This is a genomic window from Amycolatopsis sp. NPDC058278 (genome assembly GCF_042881395.1).
Lineage (GTDB): Bacteria > Actinomycetota > Actinomycetes > Mycobacteriales > Pseudonocardiaceae > Amycolatopsis.
Map to the genome: position 1 here is coordinate 18,387 of NZ_JBHVXZ010000039.1, position 15,944 is coordinate 34,330.

Sequence of the window (15,944 nt, forward strand, 5' to 3'; positions counted from 1 at the left end):
CGGCGGCATGACGATCACCCACGTGCAGTTCCTGACCCTGCCCGTTGCCGACCACGCCCGCGCGCGGGACTTCTACGTGGGCAAGCTCGGCTTCGAGGCGCTCGTCGACCGTCGCACACCCGAGGGCGGCCGGTTCGTGATGGTCGCGCCGAAAGGGGCGAAGACCGGCGTGGTCCTGACCGACCAGCAGGTCACCGGCATCGAACCGGGGCCGCGGCACTTCCAGCTGCAGACCACCGACGTCGACTCCGACGTCGCCGCGCTGCGGGCGGCCGGGGTCGAGGTCGCCGAGCCGCGGTCGCAGCCGTGGGGCCGGGCGACGTCGTTCACCGACCTCGACGGTCACACGATCGGCCTGCTCGAGCCCTCGGACTTCGGCGCCGTGCCGCGCTGATGCCGGTCAACGACGACGTCTTCGCCGCGCTGGCCAGCCCGGCGCGGCGCGAAGTGCTCCGGCTGCTGCTCGAGGGTCCGATGGCCGCCGGCTCGATCGCGGAACGGTTCGAGATGGCCCGGCCCAGCCTCTCGGAACACCTGCGGGTGCTTCGGGAGGCGGGCCTGGTCACCGAGCAGCGCCAGGGCCGCCACCGCGTCTACCGCCTCGACGCGGCGCCGCTGGAAGAGGTCGCGGACTGGCTGACGCCGTACGAGCGCTTCTGGCGCACCAAGCTCGCCAACCTGCGCGACCTGCTGGACGAAGGGGACGACCTGTGACCGACGACGACCCGACCGCGATCCACGTCGACCAGTTCCTCGCCCACCCGGCTCGCAAGGTGTGGCGCGCCCTGACCGAGCCGGACCTCCTCGAGCGCTGGCTGAACATGCCCAACGACATCAAGCCCGTGGTGGGGCACCGCTTCGAGCTGCTGGCCGAGCCGGTGCCCGCGGCCGGGTTCGCCGGTGGCCCGGTGGCGTGCGAGGTCCTGGAAGTCGAGCCCGAGCGCAAGCTCAGCATCCGCTGGGGTCCGCAGTGGACGGTCACCTGGCGGCTCGAACCGGAGGGCAGCGGCACCCGGCTGTTCCTCAGCCACGAAGGGTTCGACCCGGACGACGAGTTCCAGCGCGTCTCGCGCCGGATCATGGGCGGCGGCTGGCGCTCGCACGTGCCGCGGGCGCTGGCGCGGTTGCTGGACACGCTGCCCGATCCGGCCCCGTTACGATCGGCTGGTGAACCCCGCCGCTGACCCCGCCGAGTCGAAACCGCTGCGCGCCGACGCCCGGCGCAACCGGGCTCGCGTGCTGGAAGCGGCCGAGAGCGTCTTCGCGGCGAAGGGCACCGGGGCGCCGACCGAGGAGGTCGCGCGCGTCGCCGGCGTCGGCATCGGCACGGTGTTCCGGCACTTCCCGACGAAGGAGGCGCTGCTCGAAGCGGTGCTCTTCGCCCGGCTGAGCCGGTTCGTCGACGAGGCCGAGACGGCGGTGGCCGCGGAGTCCGCCGAGCCGGGCACCGCGTTCTTCAGGTTCCTCGCCAGCTGGGTCGAGATGTCGAGCGCGAAGAGCGCCTACTTCGAAGCCCTCACCGCGGCCGGGGTCACGGTCCCGGTGGCGAAGTCCGACATCGGCGCGCGGCTGCTGGCGGCCCTCGGTGTGCTGCTTTCGCGCGCGCAGCGGGCGGGCGCGGTCCGCGACGACCTGGTCGTCGGCGAGCTGATCCCGGTGATCATCGGGGTCGCGCGGGCCGCCGAGTACGCCGGCCCGGACACGACCCTGCGCGGCCGGGCGGTGGACATCCTCTTCGACGGTCTCCGCCCGTCAGCGGGGGAGCGGCGCTGAGCCCACCGGCGCGAGCACCGGGCGCTTCGCGGTGAGCGTGTCGCCGGAGGACTCGCCCCGCAGCCGGCGTCGCACCCACGGCAGCGCGTGCTCCTGGGCCCACTTGAGGTTCTGGCTGCGGCGCGCGGCCGGGCTCAGCACCTCGCGCGGACCCAGCTCGGTCGCGGCCAGCGGGTGTTCGACACCGAGGGCGGCCAGCACGGCGATGGCGACTTCGGTGTGGCCCCAGGCGTTGAGGTGCAGGCGGTCCGGTGCCCACAGCCGCCGGTCGCGCAGCTGCCGCATGGCCCACATGTCCACCAGCAGCGCGCCGTGGCGAGCGGCGATCGCGCGGACGAACTCGTTGTAGATGGCGACCCGGCCGCGCATCCTGCGGAACAGCGCGTCCTCGACGCCGTCGACGCCGGTGAACAGCACCAGGCGGGCACCGGTCGCCCGGATCTTCGCGACGGCCGCTTCGTAGTCGGCCATCAGCCCGTCGATGTCGACCTTGGGCCGCATCAGGTCGTTGCCGCCGGCGTAGAGGGTGACCAGATCGGGGTCCATGGCCAGCGCGGGCTCGAGCTGCTCGCCGAGGATCTGCGGCATCAGCTTGCCGCGGATGGCGAGGTTGGCGTAGCGGAACTCGGGCTCGCGCACGGCGAGCTGCTCGGCGACGCGGTCGGCCCAGCCACGCACCCCGTTCGGAGCGGCGGGATCGTCGTCACCGACGCCTTCGGTGAACGAGTCCCCCAGGGCCACTAAGCGCTTGCTCATGTGTCCAGTGTAGGCAAGCCCCGGAAGAAAATTCCGAAGGCCTGTCGGATCGCGGCCGTGGTGTTCGTAGCAGGAGTAAAAGGGCAAACCGCTTCCCCCGAGGAGACCCACCATGACCGCCACCTACACCTTCGACATCTTCTCCACGCTCGACGGCTACGCCAACCACAGCGGCGACTGGGGCGGCTACTGGGGCAAGCAGGGCCCCGAATTCCTGGCCCACCGCGCCGCCGCCTACCGCGACCCCCCGCGCATGGTGCTCGGGGCCAGGACCTACGCGTCGAACGCGCCCTTGCTCAGCGCGGGCTTCGACCGCAGCCGGTTCGACGAGTGGATCACGCGCATGTTCGGCTCCCCGGTGACGGTGCTCTCCAGCCGGCTGACCGAGCCGCTCGACTGGCCGGGCACGACGATCGAGCCCGGCGACCCGGTCGAGGTCGTCAGGCGCCTCAAGGCCGGATCGGACGTGCCCCTGCGCTCCCACGGGAGCCTGACGCTCAACCGGGCGCTGCTGAACGCCGGCCTGGTCGACGCCGTCGAGGTGACGGTGTTCCCGGTGCTCTCCGGCAAGACCGGCGTGACCCGGGTCTTCGACGGCGTGGACGACTTCGACCTCGAGCTGCTCGAGGCCCGGACCTTCGACGGCCACACGCAGGTGCTGACCTACCGGCCGACCCGGCACGGTTGACCGGTGCCGGGAGTTCCGCCGGGCGCGGAATCCGTGTACCGCGCCGCCGCGGCCCGGTACACGGGAAGGGTGACCGACTACGACGCGATCGCCGACTGGTACGAAACCACCCTCGTCCCCAGCTGGCGGGCGGACCCGCTGGAGTTCGGGCCCACCCTGCGGGAGCTGCTCGGGCCGGGCACGGGACCGTGTCTCGAGCTGGGCTGCGGCACCGGTGCCCACGCCGGGCGCATCCGGGAGCTCGGCCGCACCCCGCTCGGCGTCGACCTCTCCGCCGGGATGCTGCGGCACGCGGCCGCGCGGCCGCCGGTCGCGCGGGGTGATGCCACGGTGCTGCCGGTCGCCACCGGGGTGCTGCCCGCCGTCGTCGCGATCATGGTCCACACCGACATGCCCGCCTACCCCGCGGTGCTGCGCGAAGCCGCCCGCGTGCTGGCGCCGGGCGGGGTGTTCGTGCACGTCGGCGTGCACCCGTGCTTCTGCGGCGGCTTCGCCGACCGCACCGACGGCCGCGCCGTCGTCATCCGGCCCGGCTACCGGGAACCCGGCTGGACGATGGAGTCGTGGACCGATCAGGGCCTGCGGGACAAGGTCGGGGCCACCCACCTGCCGCTGCCCGCGCTGCTGGGCGCGGTGCTCGACGCGGGCCTGGTGTTCGAGCGGTTCGCCGAAGGCGGCGCGCCCACGCCGACGGTCTTCGCCTGGCGCGCGAGAAAGCCTTACGCCGGAGGAACCAACCGATGATCCTCCGGGACGGGTCGCTATTCTCCCGCGATGACTGGGGAAGTCCGAATCGGTGACCAGGCCCGCGCGGCGGCCACCCGCACACTGCAGACAGCATTGCGCGAAGGCCGGCTCGACCTGGCCGAGTACGAACGGCGGCTGGTGGTGGTCCAGGCCGCCCGGGTGCGGAAGGACCTGACGCCGGCCGTCGCCGATCTGCCCGATGGTTCCGGCCGGACCGGCCCGGGACTGCGGATCTCCGCCGCCGACCGGGAACAAGCACTGGTCCGGCTGGCCGACGCCCTGACCGACGGGCGCCTGCAAGCACGCGCCTACGCCGACGCCGAGGAACTGCTGAACCGGGCCGTCACGTACGCCGACATCGACGCCGTCGTCGGCAACCTGGACGCCAAAGCCAGTCACATCGAGCGCGATCAGGCCATCGCGCGCATCGAGGCCGCGGTCGCCGGCGGCCTGCTGGATCCGGCCGAACAGCACGACCGCGTGGCCGCGGTCCGGCGGGCGGCCACCGACGCGCAGCTGGCCGCGCTGGTGGCCGACCTCCCCGCCGGTGCGGGGCCGGCCCGCTTCCCGCGGGCCTCCCACGCCGACCGGGAAGCCGTGGTCGCCCGGCTGCACGACGCCGTCGAAGCCGGGGTGCTCGACCTGCCGGAGTTCGACGAGCGGGTGCGCGCGGTGTACGCGGCGCGGCTGCGCAACGAGCTGACGCGGCTGGTCGCGGACCTGCCCGAGCCGGCGCCGGAACCGCTGGCTTCCCTGCCGCCCGCACCGCCCGTCGACCTGCCTGCGCCGCAGCCACCGTCGTTCGAGGCCGGTATGACCAGGGCCAAGATCGCGGGCTTCAGCGTGTTCCCCATGATCGGCCTCGTGATCGTCCTGGCGATGGCGGGCCTGACCGCACCGGCCATCGCGGTGGCCTCGGTGTCGGCGATAGTGTTCGTCGGGACCCTCGTGTACGCCAAGCGCACGATGACGGCGGCGATGGCCGCGGAAAGCGCTCCCCGAGCCGAAACCTCGTTTCAGCCGATGGCCGAGCCGTATCCCAGCCGGGTGACGTGGGTCGACGTTGACCCTTCCGAGTGGACGCCGCGCGAGCGGGTGCTGGGCCGGCACAAAGGCGACCTCCTGTCGGTGACGGCACTGGTCCTGCCCGACGGCACCCCGGTGGCGATCACCGGCGGCCGGGACAACACGGCCCGGGTGTGGGACCTGACCGACGACTCGTGGCGGCACACGCTCGACGGCCACACCCACGACGTGGTGGGCATCGCGGCGATGGTTCTGCCGGACGGCGTCCCGATCGCGGTGACGATCAGCCCGGACCGGACCGCTCGGGTGTGGGACCTGCGGGACGGTTCACCGCGCGGCACCCTGCCGGGACTGGCCCCGGACCCGGAGGCGGTGCGGTGCCTGTCGCTGGCCGACGGCACCCCGGTGGCGGTCGTCCACAACGGCCGCGACGCGATCCAGACCTGGGACCTGCGCGACCACAAGAGGCGGCACAACCTCCGTCTGGGGACCACCACCTTCGACCAGCTGGCCCCGGTGCTCCTCCCCGATGGCACGCCGGTCGCCGTCGTCTCCGATTGGGGGCACAACCTCCTCCGGGTGGTGAACCTGACGAACGGGAAGCCGTGCTTCCGGCTCGCCGGCCACACCCACCCGGTCAACGCGATCGACACCACGGTCCTCGCCGACGGAACCCCGGTCGCCGTGTCCGCGGGCCAGGACAAGACGATCCGCGTCTGGGACCTGGCTCGCCGGACCCTGCTCCATACCATTTCCGGCCTGGTCCAAGCGAAAGAAGCGCTGGTGTGCACGACACTGCCGGACGGCGCCCCGGTCGTGGTCGCCTGCGACTGGGATCCGGGCAACACGATGGTGTGGGATCTGCGGGACGGCGCCGAACTGCCGTTCCGGTCCGATCTCTGGGGAAAGATCCTGGGCGCGGTCGCCCTCCCGGACCGGACCCTGCTCCTGGGGCTGTCGGACGACTCCTGCGCGGCGGCTGTTCGCCGGCTTCCCTAGGCGCTGACCTGCCGGGCCCGGTGCTCGGCCACGTGGACGCGCGTGGCACACCGGGTCGAGCAGAACCGGCGACGGCCGTTGCGCGAGGTGTCGACGTACGCCGTTTCGCAGCCTTCGCGGCTGCAGATGCCCAGGCGGTCGGGAGCCTCGCACACCAGGTGGGCCAGGCCGCCCGCGGTGTACGCGCGGACCCGGCCGACCGGACCGGCGTCCTCCGCCGAGTAGTGCAGGTGGGGTGGTTTGCCGTCGTGGGTGGTGATGTACGGGCGGCACGCCGCTTCGGCCAGCAGTTCGTTGACCAGCTTCGGGCGGTCGACGACGTCCGCGGCGAACACCGGCCGCAACCGGCCGGCCCACGCGCCGATCAGGGCCGCTTCGCCGTCGGTCAAGGCCTGGATGGCCATGCCGTTGCGGACCATTCCGTCGAGGAGCTCGCTCGCGGAGCCGGCGTTGACCAGGTCGGCGGCGACCAGCGCCGCCGGGCCGCCGTAAGGGTTGAAGTGCACTGAGTCATTACAGCACGATCGGGGCATGGACCGGAACCGTTGCCCTCGCTGCGGCTGGCCGCTCGCCGAACTCCCGGCGGCCGCGTCCCAGCCCGTCACCCATCGCCTCGACTACGTGCGCTGCGTCTGCGGCAGCTGGCTCGCCCGCTGGGACGGCGAAGTCGTCGGCGCCACCCGCTCGGCGCCGTGACTCAGAGGTCGAGCGCGCCCGCCGCGTTGTCGTTCCACTGGTCGACGCGGCGGATGTACTCGTACAGCGCCCGGCTGCCGCGCACCCAACGGCCCTGATCGGCGATCGCGAGATCGTCGGCGCCGGCGCGGCGCGCCTCGGTGGCGAACCCGGACCGCAAGGAGTGCCCGGTCACCGGGTACGGCAGGCCCGCGCGGACGCCGGCCCGGGTGAGGATCTGGTTGACGCCGGTCGTGCTCAACGCGGGCTCGCCGACGTTGCCGTGCCGGTCGACGCGGCGGAACGCCGGACCTTCGGTGATCCCCGCGCCCGACCGCCACGCGTGCCACGCCCGCACCGGGTCGGTGTCCGGGCTCTCGCGCCGCGGGACGACCATGTCGCCGGTGCTCTTTCCGTGCCGGACCGTCACCGCCAAGCCCCGGTCGTCGACCGGCTGCACGTCGGTGACCAGCAGGTTCGCCAGGTCGGAGCAACGGGCGGCGATCGGGAAACCGATCAGCAGCATAGCCCGGTCGCGGGCGCCGGCCAAGGTGTCCGGGCACGCCCGCGACATCGCCCGCAGGTCGGCGAGGGTGACCATGGTGGCCTTGCCACGCCCGCGCTGGACGCCTTCCCGCGCGAGGCGCTGCCGGTACCCCTTCAACGCCCGCCACGCCGCGCGGCTCGCTTCCGGATCGACGACGACCTTGTGGTGCCGCAGCCCGGCCAGCGCCCCGGTGAGCCGCCGTTCGATCGTCGACGGCGCCGCCGGGGCGGCCCGTTCGGGCACCTCGGGCACGGCCCGTTCGCCGGGCCGCAGCGTGCGTCCCCGTTCCAGCCACACGACGAACCCGGTCAACGCCCCGATCGACGCCGACAGCGGCGGGATCCCGGCTTCGGCGGTGTAGTCCTGCCACACCTGCCAGTCCTGGGCGTAGGCCTTGAGCGTGTTCGGCGGCCGCTGCTCGTCGACGTGCCGGGCGGCCGCGGCGTCCAGCAGCGCCAGCCGGTCCTGTGGGCTGAGCGCGGCGTCGATCACCGGTTCCAGGTCGGGCACGCGCCGAGGTTACGGGATGTCGATCTCCGCGGGCAGGAACCGGGCCAGGGCGTCGGCCACCGCGTCGGGACGTTCCAGCGTCTGGATGTGCGGAGCATCGGCGACGACCTCGAATTCCGCGCCCCCGCCGCCGATCCGGCCGGCGATGGCGGCCATTCCGTCGACCGGGATCGACGCGTCCGCCTCGCCGGCGAGCGCCAGCGCCGGTGCGGGGAAGCCGCGAAGCCGTCCGTAGACATCCAAACCGCCGTACCCGCGCCAGATCGACGCCCACGTCGGCGGATCGAACGACGCCAGGCACGCACGGGCGTACCGCACGCCGCCGGTGTCGGCGGCCAGGGCGCCGGGGTGAACCAGCGTTCCAGCGTCGGCTCGATCAGCGGGGTCATCCCGGCGGTCTCGGCGAGCCGCGCGCGCTCCTCGAAGGCTTCGGGTGCCGGCCGGTCGGGCGCGGCCAGCACGGCCAGGGACGCGAAGCGGCCGGGCGCGGCAACGGCGGCGGTCTGCGCGATCGCCCCGCCCAGGGACAACCCGGCGACGTGGGCGGTGTCCACCTCGAGCGCGTCCAGCACGGCCAGCAGATCGGCGGCGGTGGCCGCCATCGTGAACGGCAGCGGGGCACCGGCGGCGGACCCGTGCCCCCGGACGTCGTAGGCGAACACCCGGCGGCCTTCGGCGAGGCGGTCGAGCACCGGGTCCCACATCCGGTGGTCCAGACCGAGGGAGTGGACGAGCACCACGGCGGGTCCGCGGGTGCCGCGGGCGGTCACCGCCGTCTCGTGGTCGGAAGCGGTGATCTTCATGTCTTGATCTTCTCAGCGGCGTCCAGGAAAAATGCCGCCGGAACACTGTCGATCCGCCCCCGGCGCGTTCGTTTGAGCGGTGACGGCACGACCCCGAGGAGGACGACGTGAAGCAGTACCTGCTCAGCATTTACCAGCCCGACGGCCCGGCCCCGCCGCCGGAGGTGCTCGACGGCATCGCCGAGAAGCTCGACACGCTCAACGCCGACCTCAAGGCCGCCGGCGCCTGGGTGTTCGCCGGCGGGCTGCACCCGCCCTCGACCGCGACCGTGCTGCGGGCCGCCGACGGCGGCACCCTCGTCACCGACGGCCCCTACGCCGAGGGCAAGGAACACCTCGGCGGGTTCACGATCATCACCGCGCCCGACCTCGACGCCGCCCTGGCCTGGGGTAGCCGGCTCGCCGACGCCGTCGCCCCGCTGCCGGTCGAGGTGCGGCCGTTCCGCGAATGAGCGTCGAGGAGGTCTTCGCCGCCGAGTACGGCCGGGCCGTGTCGGTTCTCGTGCGGGTCTTCGGCGACATCGACGTCGCCGAAGAGGCCGTGCAGGACGCCTTCACCGAGGCGGTCCGGCGGTGGCCATCAGCGGGACTCCCGCCCAGCCCGGCGGGCTGGATCATCACCACCGCCCGCAACCGGGCCATCGACCGCCTGCGTCGTGAGGCCGCCCGGGCGGACAAGCACGCCCAGGCGGCGTTGCTGCATGCGACCGTGCTCGATACCGAAGCCGAGCCCGTACCGAAGCCGAGCCCGTGGAGGAGGGCGCCGTGCCCGACGAACGGCTCCGGCTGATCTTCACCTGCTGCCACCCGGCGCTGGCCCGGCCGGCGCAGGTAGCGCTCACGCTGCGGCTGCTCGGCGGCCTGACCACCGCGGAGATCGCGGCCGCCTTCCTCGTCGCCGAACCGGCCATGGCCCAGCGGATCGTCCGCGCGAAGAACAAGATCCGCGACGCCGGCATCCCGTACCGCGTCCCCCACGACGCCGACCTGCCCGCACGGCTGGCCGCGGTGCTCGGCGTGCTGTACCTGATCTTCAACGAGGGGTACACGGCCAGCACGGGAGAGGACCTGGTCCGCGACGACCTGTGCCGCGAAGCGATCCGGCTCACCCACGTCCTGGCCGGGCTGATGCCCGACGAACCCGAGGTGCAGGGGCTGCTGGCGTTGCTGCTGCTCGTCCACTCGCGACGCGCCGCGCGCACCACCGCCGACGGCGCGCTGGTGCTGCTGGCCGATCAGGACCGGGCCCGGTGGGACGCGGACCTGATCACCGAAGGCCAGGACATCGTCCGCCGCTGCCTGCGCCGCAACCAGCCGGGCCCGTACCAGATCCAGGCGGCGATCCAGGCCGTCCACAGTGCCGCGCCCACCGACTGGTCGCAGGTCAAGGCGCTCTACGACCAGCTGCTGGCGGTGACGCCGACGCCGGTGGTGGCGCTGAACCGGGCGGTCGCCGTGGCCGAGGTCGACGGCCCGGCCGTGGCGCTGGCCCTCGTCGAGGACCTCGGTCTCGACCGGTTCCCGCTGTTCCACGCGATCCGCGCCGATCTGCTGGCCCGCTTGGGCCGGCGCGGGGACGCGGCCGAGGCGTACACGACGGCGATCGAGCTGACCGGCAACGGCGCGGAGCGTGATCTGCTGCGGAGCAAGCTGGCCCGCGTGCGGTCAGAGCGCGCCGGGTGAGAGGACGTAGGAAAACCGGCGGACGCGCGGCACCCAGGTCTGGAAGACGCTGACGTCGGGCAGCGTGATCGACGGCGCGAGTTCGGTCAGGCTGCGGTGCAGGTGCGCCCAGTGCGCGACCTCGCCGGCGGGGATCGGGCCGATGGCCTGGCTGCGCCACCGATCGCCGCTCTCCTCCGGTTGCAGGTCCGCCACGAAGTCGGTCCACGGGGTCTGCGGCGCCCGGCGGAGCAGCGCGTCGGCGAACCGGCCGAGCAGGCGCCCGTGCGCGGTGCACGTCCCGAGCAGCACGACCACGGCCTCGAATTCGCCGTCGAGGAAGGCGGAGGCCTCCGAAAGGTCCCTGGTCGCCCGCAGCATCCGGTAGAGGTTGATCAGGCGTTTCGCGTCCCGGGGCGTGTCGACCAGCCGGTCCAGGCGGGCGAGCAGGGCGATCTCCGGTTCGGTCAGGGGACGCGGTTTCGCCGGCGGCTCGGCCGGGTCCAGCTGCGCGGCCACCTGCGAGCCGGGCTCCACCGGCAGGTCCGTGGCCGGGCGGTCCCACGTGGCCGTCGACGGCGGTGCCGGTTCCGGCTCTCGAACGTCTTCGGCGGGCGTGGCCGGTGTGGCGGCCGGGGGTTCGGCCATCCCGTCCAGTAGCCGCCGGAGGCTGCCCTGGGGCATCCGGGGCAGGACCAGCGGGATGTTGAGGATCTTCTCCAGGTAGTCCTCGGGTGTCACGTGCCACCCGTCGGCCCGCACGACGGGGTCCGCTTCGATCAGCCGGTCGTAGTGCGAGCTCAGCGACCGCAGCAGCCAGCGCGGGTCCACGCCGACGACCACCACGAACAGGTCGAACGCCAGCAGCAGGTGCACCGCCTGCAGCACGTCGACGACCTGGCGGGGGCTGCAGCGGTCGAGGTCGTCGATGTAGAGCACGATCCGGTCCAGTGGCCGGGTCCCGTCGTCGTCGCCGGTGGTCATCAGGGCGACGAGCTTCTCGAAATCCTTGCGGATGGTGGAGATGAGACCCAGGTTGCCCTGGTAGTCGTCGGTGCGGGAGCGCTCGGCGAGGAAGGCGTAGAGCCGCCGTCCCGGCGTCAGCTCGGTGAGCTGCCGGCCCAGCTCGCCGATCCGGGCGACGACCTCTTCCAGCTGCCGTTCGGCGATCTGCTGCTCGGCGTCGGCCTGCCGCAGGGCGGCGACCTCCCGGCGCGCGCCGTCGTCGAGACCGTTCTGCAGGTCTTCCGCGAGGATCCGCAGCCGGCGCAGTCCGCCGCGGGCGGCCCGCACGAGCGTGAGCCCGGCGGTCGTGAGGGCGCCGGCCACGGCGCCGACGCCGATCAGCCAGCTGCGGATGTCCGGGACGAACGCCGTGAGACACGCCCCGGCCAGCAGCACGATCCCCGCGACGACCAGCGCGGTCCGGCCCTGGCGGTAGCGGGAGATCCGGTTCAGCTCTCCGGCTTCCTCCCGGGTTTCCCGCAGTTCGCCGGCCAGCAGCCTGCCTTGCTCGGTGACGTCGCCGACGCCGAGCTTGCGCCACACCTCGGCGCACTGCTCGCGGAACGCCGGTGACTTCCCCAGCGCCCGGACCAGGTCGAGGGCTCGCGTCCGGCGGCTGGTGCGCGCTTCGCCGATCTTGCGCTTGAGCGCGGCGGCCTCGGCCTGGGCCCGTTCGGTCACCGCGGTCAGCTGTTTGCGCTGCTCGAGTTCGCCGGCGAGCCGGTCGCGCAGCCGGGCGCCTTCGCGCAGCCGCGCCTGGTGCTCGGCGTCCGGCTCGCCCGGCTGCCGGACGGGTTCGGCGAGCTGGCGGAAGATCTCGTCGCCGAGGCTGGCCCAGAGGTTGGCGTCCGCGTAGTGCCAGGCGTTGAACCCGACCTGCGCGATCTTCCGGCACTGGCCGGGAGCGCCCTCCAATTCCTTGACCTGGCCGCGCAGCATGCCCATGAAGAAGCTCTTCCCGGCGCCCCACTCGCCGAACACGCCGATCGACAGCGGCAACGGCGTGTCCTTCGCGGCGATCACCGTGGCCAGCATGGAGACGTAGGGCTTGACGCCGAGGTGGTCGCGCGTCAGCGGGATGCATTCGTTGGGGTCGACGAGGTCCTTGGCCAGCCCACCGGCGAGCTGGTCGGGGGAGAACCCGGCGACAGTGGCGCGCCGGGGGATGCGGGCGGTCTCCCACTGCTGGGCGATGGTGGTGACCTGGTCCTCGCGAAGGGAGAAGAAGATCACCTGCGATACGGCGGTGTGGGCGGCGAGCGCCCCCTCGATCAAGGCCTCGGCCGCCATCGGCGCCGCCATCCCCAGCTGCCCGGTGGCGAACAGGGGCAGGGCGATGGACCTGGCCCCAGCCTCGGCGGCGGCGAGGATCGCGGCCTTCGCGGCGGTGGCGACCGCCTCCGCGGTCGCCGAATTGCGCTGGTCGGGGGCGTGCGGCGTCGCCAGCACGGCCCAGCGCAGCTGAGCTCCCCGGCCCGGCCCGCTCAACTCCAGCAGCGCCGGTACGTCCGGCGTGACCCGGCCGAGGTCGATCGAGGCCCAGTCCGCGTCGGGATACACCTCCTGTACGGCCGCGGCGAGCTGGCCGAACCCGGCGCCGACGGAGACCGCCAGTGCATCGACTGGCAGTTCCCAGGGGCGGTTGGTCAGCGCGACGGTGTAGGAGACGCCGTCGGCGGTCCGGAGCGGGGTCACCACGGGCGGCGGGGAGGGGTGCACAGTTTCAGACTCGCCCATCCGCCCTCCGTCGTTACTCCGGGGCTCTCAGCTGAATCTGAGTTCGGATATGTGACCTTATCCCAACTTACAGCCTGTCTCGCTAATCTTCTGATTTTGAACAGTTACTTCCAGTTTTGATCAGAAGCTTTGATAGGGTGCCGATCATGACGGAAGACGCAGGTCAGGTGCGCGTGTGCGAGTACCGGAGGTGCGGGGCCGCCCTGCCACCCGCCGTGGGGCGCGGCAGCCGGGCCCGGTTCTGCCAGGACGGCAAGACCTGGGGGCGGCGCAACCTCAGCTGCCGCGACGCCGAGGCCGTGCTGTCGGACGCCGAATCGCTGCGGGAGAGCGACACCGAGCTGGACGACACGGCTGTCACGGCGCTGGCCGGCCAGGTCGACCGGGTGCTCGCACCGGCCCGCGGGCTCGTCGAGACCCTCACGACGCTGCGCCACCAGCTCGAGGCGACGACCGCGGTCGCGCTGGCCGAACGGGACGCAGCCTTGGCCGAGGCCGACGAACACCGCCTGCACCGTGGCCGCGCGGACGCCGAAGCCGCCCAGGCCCGGGAAACGGCTGAGACGGCCGTCGCCGCGGCGGCCTCGGCGGAGAAGGACAAGGCGGCCGCGCTGCGGGAGCGGAACGAGGAGCTTGCCGCCCGCCGTGCCGCGGTCCAGGAGCAGCAGCGGGCCGAAGGGCAGCTGGCCGCGGTGCGGGACGAGCTCGCCCGCGTCGCCGATCGAGCCGATGTCTCCGCGGCCCTCGCCGGCGAACGTGCCGCGGTGATGGCGACGCTGACGGCCGAACTGGCCGCCGCCCGGACCGCGCTGGAGGAGGAGCGTGGCCGCGGTCAGGTCGCCGCGGCGCGGGCGGAGGCGGCCGAAACCCGCGCCGATGCCGTCCAGGAACGGTTCGACGCCGCCCGCGAAGAACACACCCGGGCCGTCGCGGCCCAGGAAGCCGCGCGCGACAAGGCGGTTGCGGCACTCGACCAGGCCCGTGCCGAGGCCGAGCGCCTGCGGGCCGGCTTCGACCAGCGGCTGGCCGAAGTGCAGGCGGCGCACGAGCAGACGATCCGGTCGATGCACGAAACCACGACGAACCTCGGCGCCGAACTGCGTGCCGTGCTGGCCCGGGCGGACGCCGCCGAGCGGGAACTGGCCGGCGTGCTCACCACCCTGCGCGAAGTTCCCGAGCCACCCGTGATACTTAAGCAGTTACTTGACCGACTGGCGCGGCTGGGTTAACTTAAGTACATGCTTAACCATGAGGAGACGCTCGACCTGGTCTTCCGCGCTCTGGGTGACCGGACGCGGCGGGCGCTGGTGGAGCGGCTCGTGCGTGGCCCGGCGTCGGTCAGTGAGCTGGCCGAGCCGCTGACCATGTCGCTCGCCGCCGTCGTCCAGCACCTGCAGGTCCTGGAAACCGCCGGAATCGTGCGATCGGAGAAGGTCGGCCGCGTCCGCACCTGCCGGATCGAACCGGAGATGCTGCGCGTCGCCGAGCACTGGCTGGGGCGTCAGCGCACCACGTGGGAGAGCAAGCTCGACCGGCTCGGCGACTTCCTCGCCGGCCCGGAGACCGCGGAAGGGAGCACGTCATGACCGTCTTGCACAGCACGTTCAGCCTCGAACGCACCTACCCGGTGCCGCCGGAGCGGGTCTTCGCTGCCTGGGCCGACCCCGCGGCGAAGAAGCGCTGGTTCGTTTCGGCGGGCTCGCACGAGCTGGACTTCCGCGCCGGTGGGCGGGAATCCATCGAAGGCCGCACCCCCGCCGGGGGCGTGCTGAACTTCGTCGCCACCTACCACGACATCGTGCCCGAGCAGCGGATCGTCTTCTCCGGCACGCTCACCGGCGACGGCGCGCTCGCGACCGTCTCGACCACGACCGTGGAGCTGTTCGCCGAAGGCGACGGTACGCGGCTGGTGCTCACCGAGCAGGACACGTTCCTCGACGGCGCCGAGAAGCCGGAGTGGCGGGAGCAGGGCACGAGTGACTGGCTGGCGAAGCTGGGCAAGGAACTGCAGTCGGAGTGATCGGTGGCCGCCGGGCCGGCACCACGGCTATGGCGTTCGGGACCGGTAGTTCCGGGGACTGAGGCCGAATTCGCGTTTGAAGGCCGCGCTGAGGGCGAAGGCGCTGCCGTAGCCGACCTGGCGGGCGATCGCCGCGATCGTCGTTTCCGGGTGCTGGCGCAGCAGGTCGGCGGCCAGGGCGAGCCGCCAGCCGGTGAGGTACGCCATCGGTGTCTCGCCGACCGTGGCGGCGAACCGCCGGGCCAGGGCGGCACGGGAGACACCGACGTCGGCGGCGAGCTTGGCGACCGTCCACGGCTCGGCCGGCTGGTGCTGCAGCAGCCGCAGCGCCTGGCCGACGACCGGGTCGTCGTGGGCCCGGTACCAGGCCGGTGCGCTGGTGTCGGGCCGGTCGAACCAGGCTCGCAGCGCGGCGATGAGCAGCAGGTCGAGCAATCGGTCGAGGACGGCTTCCTGGCCGGGCACGTCCCGGCCGATCTCGGCGGCGAGCAGCCCGGCGACCGGGTTCGGCCAGTCGGCAGCGCGCAGGAGGAGCACCGTCGGCAGCGCGGCCAGCAGCCGGTCGCTCAGTTCGCCTTCCATGCCGTAGGTGCCGGTGAGCAGCACGACCGGGCCGTCGGTGCCGTGGCCCCAGGTGCGCACGCCGAGGTCGGCGAGTTCGCTCAGGTGACCGCCGTCGGCGGCGCGGCACTCCTGGCCGGGCAGGATGAGCGCCTGCGGCGGCGTCGACGGGTCGTCGGCGACCAGGTACGGATCCGGGCCGCGCACGATCGCGACGTCACCTTCGCCCAGGAGGACGCGGTCGCCGGTGTCGGGCACGATCCACGCTTCGCCGCGCACCACCGACACCACGGTCAGGGGCGCTCGGTCTTCGATGCGCAGTGACCACGGCGGGGTCAGCACCGAACGCAGCAGGAACGCGCCGTGGGCGCGGGGGCCGTCCAGCAGCGCGGCGAGCGGGTCCATGCCCCGACTGTAGACGCTGGAACATGTGAT

The 15,944-nt window shown here is 73.0% G+C and carries 18 protein-coding genes and 1 pseudogene; 13 read left to right on the forward strand and 6 right to left on the reverse strand.

The genetic code is table 11. The features are described 5' to 3' along the window. The first annotated feature begins 7 nt into the window (after positions 1–7). Genes ACFVYA_RS21355 through ACFVYA_RS21370 form a run of 4 tightly spaced genes read left to right on the forward strand, consistent with a single transcriptional unit; the run spans position 8 to position 1,773 of the window. The gene (locus ACFVYA_RS21355; RefSeq protein WP_387047267.1) at positions 8–394 is read left to right on the forward strand and encodes a VOC family protein; all 387 of its coding nucleotides are present in this window, start codon (positions 8–10) and stop codon (positions 392–394) included. After that, entirely contained in the window at positions 394–714 is a 321-nt protein-coding gene (locus ACFVYA_RS21360; RefSeq protein ID WP_387047270.1) for a metalloregulator ArsR/SmtB family transcription factor, read from the forward strand. The genes ACFVYA_RS21355 and ACFVYA_RS21360 overlap by 1 nt, the downstream gene beginning before the upstream one ends. Continuing rightward, complete coding sequence (locus ACFVYA_RS21365; protein WP_387047272.1) at positions 711–1,184, forward strand: SRPBCC domain-containing protein; 474 nt, start codon at positions 711–713, stop codon at positions 1,182–1,184. Before ACFVYA_RS21360 ends, ACFVYA_RS21365 begins: the two co-directional genes overlap by 4 nt. Continuing rightward, positions 1,168–1,773, forward strand: a complete 606-nt coding sequence (locus ACFVYA_RS21370; protein ID WP_387047274.1) for a TetR/AcrR family transcriptional regulator — start codon at positions 1,168–1,170, stop codon at positions 1,771–1,773. The genes ACFVYA_RS21365 and ACFVYA_RS21370 overlap by 17 nt, the downstream gene beginning before the upstream one ends. On the opposite strand, the gene ACFVYA_RS21375 is transcribed toward ACFVYA_RS21370, so the two are convergent. Further along, positions 1,753–2,529, reverse strand: a complete 777-nt coding sequence (locus ACFVYA_RS21375) for an SGNH/GDSL hydrolase family protein (protein ID WP_387047275.1) — start codon at positions 2,527–2,529, stop codon at positions 1,753–1,755. The genes ACFVYA_RS21370 and ACFVYA_RS21375 overlap by 21 nt on opposite strands. Positions 2,530–2,641: 112 nt before the next feature. On the opposite strand from ACFVYA_RS21375, the gene ACFVYA_RS21380 reads away from it, so the two are divergent. The 3 genes from ACFVYA_RS21380 to ACFVYA_RS21390 are packed head-to-tail and all read left to right on the forward strand — an operon-like array spanning position 2,642 to position 5,989. Further along, positions 2,642–3,217: a dihydrofolate reductase family protein gene (locus tag ACFVYA_RS21380; RefSeq protein WP_387047276.1), complete on the forward strand. Its 576-nt coding sequence runs from the start codon at positions 2,642–2,644 to the stop codon at positions 3,215–3,217. A 3-nt stretch (positions 3,218–3,220) separates the two neighbouring features. Next, positions 3,221–3,961, forward strand: a complete 741-nt coding sequence (locus ACFVYA_RS21385; RefSeq protein WP_387047278.1) for a class I SAM-dependent DNA methyltransferase — start codon at positions 3,221–3,223, stop codon at positions 3,959–3,961. Between the two features lie 30 nt (positions 3,962–3,991). Further along, positions 3,992–5,989 carry a DUF1707 domain-containing protein gene (locus tag ACFVYA_RS21390; protein WP_387047279.1) on the forward strand — a complete coding sequence of 666 codons (1,998 nt, stop codon included), beginning with the start codon at positions 3,992–3,994 and terminating at the stop codon, positions 5,987–5,989. On the opposite strand, the gene ACFVYA_RS21395 is transcribed toward ACFVYA_RS21390, so the two are convergent. Beyond that, positions 5,986–6,495, reverse strand: a complete 510-nt coding sequence (locus ACFVYA_RS21395; protein ID WP_387047281.1) for a CGNR zinc finger domain-containing protein — start codon at positions 6,493–6,495, stop codon at positions 5,986–5,988. The two genes, ACFVYA_RS21390 and ACFVYA_RS21395, sit on opposite strands and share 4 nt — an antisense overlap. Before the next feature lie 25 nt (positions 6,496–6,520). Here ACFVYA_RS21395 and ACFVYA_RS21400 point away from each other — a divergent pair, with 25 nt between their 5' ends. Next, entirely contained in the window at positions 6,521–6,685 is a 165-nt protein-coding gene (locus tag ACFVYA_RS21400; RefSeq protein WP_285991750.1) for a hypothetical protein, read from the forward strand. Between the two features lies 1 nt (position 6,686). Here ACFVYA_RS21400 and ACFVYA_RS21405 read toward each other — a convergent pair whose 3' ends face one another. Together ACFVYA_RS21405 and ACFVYA_RS21410 are read right to left on the reverse strand one after the other, a co-directional pair. Further along, positions 6,687–7,721 carry a site-specific integrase gene (locus ACFVYA_RS21405; protein WP_387047284.1) on the reverse strand — a complete coding sequence of 345 codons (1,035 nt, stop codon included), beginning with the start codon at positions 7,719–7,721 and terminating at the stop codon, positions 6,687–6,689. Continuing rightward, the gene (locus ACFVYA_RS21410; RefSeq protein ID WP_387047286.1) at positions 7,700–8,524 is read right to left on the reverse strand and encodes an alpha/beta fold hydrolase; all 825 of its coding nucleotides are present in this window, start codon (positions 8,522–8,524) and stop codon (positions 7,700–7,702) included. The genes ACFVYA_RS21405 and ACFVYA_RS21410 overlap by 22 nt, the downstream gene beginning before the upstream one ends. A gap of 107 nt (positions 8,525–8,631) precedes the next feature. Between ACFVYA_RS21410 and ACFVYA_RS21415 the strand changes: the two genes are divergently transcribed. Further along, complete coding sequence (locus tag ACFVYA_RS21415) at positions 8,632–8,976, forward strand: YciI family protein (RefSeq protein WP_387047289.1); 345 nt, start codon at positions 8,632–8,634, stop codon at positions 8,974–8,976. Next, positions 8,973–10,207, forward strand: a pseudogene (locus tag ACFVYA_RS21420) (RNA polymerase sigma factor). The gene ACFVYA_RS21415 and the pseudogene ACFVYA_RS21420 overlap by 4 nt, the downstream one beginning before the upstream one ends. Here ACFVYA_RS21420 and ACFVYA_RS21425 read toward each other — a convergent pair. Continuing rightward, positions 10,190–12,928, reverse strand: a complete 2,739-nt coding sequence (locus ACFVYA_RS21425) for a P-loop NTPase fold protein (protein ID WP_387047290.1) — start codon at positions 12,926–12,928, stop codon at positions 10,190–10,192. The pseudogene ACFVYA_RS21420 and the gene ACFVYA_RS21425 sit on opposite strands and share 18 nt — an antisense overlap. Before the next feature lie 146 nt (positions 12,929–13,074). Between ACFVYA_RS21425 and ACFVYA_RS21430 the strand changes: the two genes are divergently transcribed. The 3 genes from ACFVYA_RS21430 to ACFVYA_RS21440 are packed head-to-tail and all read left to right on the forward strand — an operon-like array spanning position 13,075 to position 14,948. Further along, entirely contained in the window at positions 13,075–14,157 is a 1,083-nt protein-coding gene (locus ACFVYA_RS21430) for a hypothetical protein (RefSeq protein WP_387047292.1), read from the forward strand. Between the two features lie 9 nt (positions 14,158–14,166). Further along, positions 14,167–14,514 carry an ArsR/SmtB family transcription factor gene (locus ACFVYA_RS21435; protein WP_387047294.1) on the forward strand — a complete coding sequence of 116 codons (348 nt, stop codon included), beginning with the start codon at positions 14,167–14,169 and terminating at the stop codon, positions 14,512–14,514. Continuing rightward, positions 14,511–14,948 carry an SRPBCC family protein gene (locus ACFVYA_RS21440; protein WP_387047295.1) on the forward strand — a complete coding sequence of 146 codons (438 nt, stop codon included), beginning with the start codon at positions 14,511–14,513 and terminating at the stop codon, positions 14,946–14,948. Before ACFVYA_RS21435 ends, ACFVYA_RS21440 begins: the two co-directional genes overlap by 4 nt. Positions 14,949–14,975: 27 nt before the next feature. Here ACFVYA_RS21440 and ACFVYA_RS21445 read toward each other — a convergent pair whose 3' ends face one another. After that, positions 14,976–15,914 carry an AraC family transcriptional regulator gene (locus ACFVYA_RS21445; protein ID WP_387047297.1) on the reverse strand — a complete coding sequence of 313 codons (939 nt, stop codon included), beginning with the start codon at positions 15,912–15,914 and terminating at the stop codon, positions 14,976–14,978. Positions 15,915–15,944 lie beyond the last annotated feature (30 nt).

Excerpts from the sequence above, each read along its gene's own strand:
- ACFVYA_RS21390 (WP_387047279.1), top strand. The coding sequence starts at position 3,992 with ATGACTGGGGAAGTCCGAATCGGTGACCAGGCCCGCGCGGCGGCCACC.
- ACFVYA_RS21375 (WP_387047275.1), bottom strand. The coding sequence starts at position 2,529 with ATGAGCAAGCGCTTAGTGGCCCTGGGGGACTCGTTCACCGAAGGCGTC.
- ACFVYA_RS21400 (WP_285991750.1), top strand. The coding sequence starts at position 6,521 with ATGGACCGGAACCGTTGCCCTCGCTGCGGCTGGCCGCTCGCCGAACTC.
- ACFVYA_RS21425 (WP_387047290.1), bottom strand. The coding sequence starts at position 12,928 with ATGGGCGAGTCTGAAACTGTGCACCCCTCCCCGCCGCCCGTGGTGACC.
- ACFVYA_RS21430 (WP_387047292.1), top strand. The coding sequence starts at position 13,075 with ATGACGGAAGACGCAGGTCAGGTGCGCGTGTGCGAGTACCGGAGGTGC.
- ACFVYA_RS21380 (WP_387047276.1), top strand. The coding sequence starts at position 2,642 with ATGACCGCCACCTACACCTTCGACATCTTCTCCACGCTCGACGGCTAC.
- ACFVYA_RS21445 (WP_387047297.1), bottom strand. The coding sequence starts at position 15,914 with ATGGACCCGCTCGCCGCGCTGCTGGACGGCCCCCGCGCCCACGGCGCG.
- ACFVYA_RS21355 (WP_387047267.1), top strand. The coding sequence starts at position 8 with ATGACGATCACCCACGTGCAGTTCCTGACCCTGCCCGTTGCCGACCAC.
- ACFVYA_RS21440 (WP_387047295.1), top strand. The coding sequence starts at position 14,511 with ATGACCGTCTTGCACAGCACGTTCAGCCTCGAACGCACCTACCCGGTG.
- ACFVYA_RS21360 (WP_387047270.1), top strand. The coding sequence starts at position 394 with ATGCCGGTCAACGACGACGTCTTCGCCGCGCTGGCCAGCCCGGCGCGG.
- ACFVYA_RS21435 (WP_387047294.1), top strand. The coding sequence starts at position 14,167 with ATGCTTAACCATGAGGAGACGCTCGACCTGGTCTTCCGCGCTCTGGGT.
- ACFVYA_RS21410 (WP_387047286.1), bottom strand. The coding sequence starts at position 8,524 with ATGAAGATCACCGCTTCCGACCACGAGACGGCGGTGACCGCCCGCGGC.